Source organism: Microbacterium sp. (genome assembly GCF_051953575.1).
Classification (GTDB): domain Bacteria; phylum Actinomycetota; class Actinomycetes; order Actinomycetales; family Microbacteriaceae; genus Microbacterium.
Map to the genome: position 1 here is coordinate 1 of NZ_JBQCIP010000119.1, position 2,915 is coordinate 2,915.

At 70.2% G+C, this 2,915-nt stretch carries 3 protein-coding genes; 1 reads left to right on the plus strand and 2 read right to left on the minus strand.

Annotated features, from left to right (window positions below):
- Window positions 1-24 precede the first annotated feature (24 nt).
- Window positions 25-891: an A/G-specific adenine glycosylase gene (locus ACTHNQ_RS07670; RefSeq protein WP_440332515.1), complete on the plus strand. Its 867-nt coding sequence runs from the start codon at window positions 25-27 to the stop codon at window positions 889-891.
- Window positions 892-902: 11 nt separating this feature from the next.
- On the opposite strand, the gene rbfA is transcribed toward ACTHNQ_RS07670, so the two are convergent.
- Window positions 903-1,340, minus strand: coding sequence for a 30S ribosome-binding factor RbfA (gene rbfA, locus ACTHNQ_RS07675; RefSeq protein ID WP_440332512.1), 438 nt, complete (start codon window positions 1,338-1,340; stop codon window positions 903-905).
- Window positions 1,341-1,408: 68 nt separating this feature from the next.
- Window positions 1,409-2,915, minus strand: a 1,507-nt coding sequence (gene infB, locus ACTHNQ_RS07680; protein WP_440332514.1) for a translation initiation factor IF-2, incomplete at its 5' end; no start/stop codon positions are given.

Consider the following 2,915-nt stretch of genomic DNA (forward strand, 5'->3'; position numbering starts at 1 on the left):
TTCCTGCCGCTTAGGCTGGAGTGCATGCCCGATCTCGCGACGCCGCTCGTCGCCTGGTACCGCGAGAACGCGCGGGATCTGCCCTGGCGACGGCCGGGCTTCGGCGCGTGGGGCGTGCTCGTCAGCGAGTTCATGCTGCAGCAGACGCCTGTGAACCGCGTCATCCCGCACCTGGAGGCGTGGCTGCAGCGCTGGCCGACCCCGACCGACCTCGCGGCGGCGGCGCCCGCGGACGCCGTGCGGCAGTGGGCGAACCTCGGCTACCCGCGCCGGGCCCTGTGGCTGCACCGCGCCGCCGTCGAGATCCGCGACCGCCACGACGGCATCGTGCCGCGCGACGTCGACGCGCTGCTCGCCCTCACCGGCATCGGCGACTACACCGCTCGGGCGGTGGCGGTCTTCGCGTACGGGGACCGGCATCCCGTCGTCGACACGAACACGCGACGCGTCCTCGCGCGCGCGATCGACGGACGCTCCCAGCCCGGACCGCCCTCGCGGCGGGACCTGGACGCGATGGCGGCAGTGCTGCCCGACGACGTCGAAACGGCAGCCGTCGTCAACGCCGCCGCCATGGAGCTCGGCGCGACCGTCTGCACGGCGCGGACGCCGCGGTGCGAGGTCTGCCCCCTGCAGGACCGGTGCGCCTGGCTCGCCGCGGGCCGCCCCGACACCGGCGACGACCGCCGCAAGCAGGCGCGCTACGAGGGCAGCGACCGCCAGGCGCGCGGCGCCGTGCTGAAGACGCTGAGGGATGCCGCCGCCCACGCGGTGCCGATGGCCGAGGTGGTTCCCGACTGGCCCGACCCGCTGCAGCGGGACCGTGCGATCGACTCGCTCATCGCCGACGGACTGGCGGAGGCGTCAGACGGAATGCTGCGCCTCCCCCGCTGATCCGAACCGGCTCAGTCCTCGTCGTCGTCGAGCTCGCGCGGCTTGAGGTACGGGTCGGCGTCGCCGGCGTACGTCGCACCTGCCGCAAGACCGGCGACGGACTCGTCGCGCTCGCGCGCCTCGCGCAGCAGGTCCTCGATGTGGACCGCGTTCTCGGGGATCGCGTCGGCGATGAACTCCAGGCTCGGGGTGAGCCGCACGTTGAGGTGCTTGCCCACCTCGGAGCGCAGCATCCCGGTGGCCGACTTCAGCGCCTTGGCGGATGCCTCGCGCTCCTCGGCCGAGCCGAGCACGGTGTAGAACACCGAGGCGTGCTGCAGGTCACCGGTGACGCGGACGTCGGTGATCGTGACGAACCCGAGCCGCGGGTCGCGCAGCCCCTTCTCAAGGCGCTCGGCGAGGATCACGCGGATGCGGTCGCCCAGGCGGGCCTGACGTTCCGAAGACATGAGTGCTCCTTAAGGAAGTGATTCCGGATGCCTCCCGCAGGAGGCATCCGGAATCAACAGACGCGGACTCAGCCGCGCGGCTTCTCGACCATCTCGGTGGTCTCGATCTCGTCGCCCACCTGGATGTCGTTGTACTTGCCGAGGCCGATACCGGCTTCGTAGTCGGTGCGGACCTCGGTGACGTCGTCCTTGAAGCGACGCAGCGACTCGATGGCCAGGCCATCGGCGATGACCACGCCGTCGCGGATGACGCGCGCCTTGGCGTTGCGCGTGATCGTGCCCGAGCGGACGATGACACCGGCGATGTTGCCGAACTTCGAGGAGCGGAACACCTCGCGGATCTCGGCCACGCCCGACTGGACTTCTTCGTACTCCGGCTTGAGCAGGCCCTTGAGCGACTGCTCGACGTCGTCGATCGCGTTGTAGATGACCGAGTAGAACCGGACGTCCACGCCCTCGCGGGCGGCGCGCTCGCGCGCCGTCGTGTCGGGACGGACGTTGAAGCCGATGACGATCGCGTTGTCGATCGTCGCCAGGTTGATGTCGGACTCGGTGATCGCACCGACGCCACGGTGGATGATCCGCAGCTGCACCGAGTCGTCGACCTCGATCTTGAGGAGCGACTCCTCGAGCGCCTCGACGGCACCCGACACGTCACCCTTGATGATGAGGTTGAGCGACTCGACCTTGCCCTCTTCGAGAGCGCGGGTGAAGTCCTCGAGCGAGATGCGCTTGCGGGCCTTGGCCAGCTGGGCGTTGCGCTCGGCCGCTTCACGCTTCTCGGCGATCTGGCGGGCCGTGCGGTCCTCCTCGGTCACGATGAACGTGTCACCGGCGCGAGGCACGGAGTTCAGACCCTGCACCTGGACCGGACGCGACGGGTAGGCCTCTTCGACCGGGTCGCCGTTCTCGTCGATCATGGCGCGCACGCGGCCGTAGGCCGTGCCCGCGACGATCGCGTCGCCGACACGCAGCGTTCCCGACTGGATGAGCACCGTGGCGACCGAGCCGCGACCCTTGTCGAGCTTCGCCTCGATCGCGACACCGCGCGCATCCTTGTTCGGGTTGGCCGTGAGGTCCAGGCCCGCGTCCGCGGTGAGCAGCACCGCGTCGAGGAGGTCCTGGATGCCGGTGCCCTGACGGGCCGACACGTCGACGAACATGACGTCGCCGCCGTACTCCTCGGCGACCAGGCCGTACTCGGTCAGCTGCTGACGCACCTTGGCCGGGTTGGCCTCGGGCTTGTCGACCTTGTTCACCGCGACCACGATCGGCACGTTCGCCGCCTGGGCGTGGTTCAGCGCCTCGACCGTCTGCGGCATGATGCCGTCGTCGGCGGCGACCACGAGGATCGCGATGTCGGTCACCTGCGCGCCACGGGCACGCATGGCGGTGAACGCCTCGTGACCCGGGGTGTCGATGAAGGTGATCGCGCGCTCGATGCCCTCGTGCTCGGTCCACACCTGGTACGCACCGATGTGCTGCGTGATGCCGCCGGCCTCGCCCGCGACCACGTTGGTCTGGCGGATGGCGTCGAGCAGTCGCGTCTTACCATGGTCGACGTGGCCCATGACG